Genomic DNA, 758 nt, shown 5'->3' with positions numbered 1-758 from the left:
GCCCTAAAGACTATTTGTTTTTATGAAAAATAAATAGTCCCATTATTTGTAATAAAGAAAGTAAACGTTACGCTGATAAACTCGAACCACAACACGAAATAACAAAGTTTACTGTATGATATTGCTTTGTGAAATTACAAACAATCATTAACAATATTAAGGAATATTATGAAAAAACTATTAGCTGTTGCGCCTTTTGCTGTACTTCTAACGGCCTGTGCCACTAACGCTCCAACAACAACTACAACTACAGCAAGTGGCAGTGCAAGCAACCAAGTTCAGACACTAACGTGCGAAGACAACGGCAAAGTGACAGCCGCCTATACCGCAAATGGTCAAATTGCTAACTTAAACGTCTCGCTACCTAAAGTCGGCTTAAACAATGCAAAAATATCGTTAAAGCAAGTGGTATCAGGTTCTGGTGCTCGTTATGTAAATGACACCAACCCTAAAACGACATTCGATTGGCACACCAAGGCTGATTATGGCATTATGACCATCAGCTCAGATAACGGACAGCAGTACAGCGTAAACTGTCAAGTATAATCAATAATAATAAAATGACTGACAGTATGTAATACTCGTTAAAAACAAAAATGCCAGTAGCGCCCATAACTTACGCTACTGGCATTTTTTATGAGCGTCTATTGTGCAATATAGTCGATTCAATTTAAAAGCATTACAAGGCAACCGAGTGTAGATGTATATTTGATACGTCAAGCGAGGTTAACGCAGTAATGCTTTTATAGTGGAATGAT

At 37.5% G+C, this 758-nt stretch carries 1 protein-coding gene; it reads left to right on the top strand.

Features of this window, described 5'->3' with window-relative positions:
• The first annotated feature begins 168 nt into the window (after nucleotides 1–168).
• Nucleotides 169–546, top strand: coding sequence for an MliC family protein (locus CXF65_RS01050; protein ID WP_101210733.1), 378 nt, complete (start codon nucleotides 169–171; stop codon nucleotides 544–546).
• The last annotated feature ends 212 nt before the right edge of the window (nucleotides 547–758 follow it).

Origin of the sequence: Psychrobacter sp. Sarcosine-3u-12 (genome assembly GCF_002836005.1) — a bacterium.
Taxonomy (GTDB): Bacteria; Pseudomonadota; Gammaproteobacteria; order Pseudomonadales; family Moraxellaceae; genus Psychrobacter; species Psychrobacter okhotskensis.
This window is presented reverse-complemented; position numbering and strand designations above follow the sequence as displayed.